At 40.5% G+C, this 529-nt stretch carries 1 protein-coding gene; it reads left to right on the top strand.

Features of this window, described 5'->3' with window-relative positions; genetic code table 11:
• Nucleotides 1-279: 279 nt before the first annotated feature.
• Nucleotides 280-529, top strand: a 250-nt coding sequence (locus tag P0Y67_RS23060; RefSeq protein ID WP_446728876.1) for a plasmid mobilization protein, incomplete at its 3' end; no start/stop codon positions are given.

Below are 529 nucleotides of genomic sequence, written 5' to 3'. Positions count from 1 at the left end.
ATAAAGAAAATAACAGGCTCTAGAGTTTGTTTTTTGTGATGTAAAGATAGTAAAGTTTTCGAGAAATACAAAAACAATGTATATTTGTGAAGTAATAAAGGTCAAGAGGTCCGATTGTAGGGCATTTCGTTGTTAAAGACCTCCGGTTCGCTTCGATTTTTACCGCCTCATGCCTACACCGCCTCATGCCTACACCGCCATCTTGCTTTCTCCCGCTGGTCGAAAGGGAAAATAAGACGTTTTATTTTAAGATGTATAGTCAGAAAAAACATTCAAATTATGAAAGAATTTAAGGGTAAAAAGAGCCATTCAGTCTCTGTACGAATGTGCCCAATGGAACGAATGCTTATCGAATCCCGAGCTAATGAAACGGGAATGAGTATGAGCAGTTACGTGGTACTCTGTTCCCTGGGCAGAGAGCTGAAACTTTTAACTGAGGAACAAAAAACCGCTTACAAGCATTTAGCGACCTATCACAGCCACTTTTCAAGGATCGGTAGTTTAGTCCGGAACAGGTCTGATATCACCG

It is taken from the genome of Photobacterium sp. SP02 (genome assembly GCF_038519165.1).
Classification (GTDB): domain Bacteria; phylum Pseudomonadota; class Gammaproteobacteria; order Enterobacterales; family Vibrionaceae; genus Photobacterium; species Photobacterium halotolerans.
Note: the sequence above shows the minus strand (reverse complement) of the source record. Positions and strands in the feature narration are given on the sequence as shown.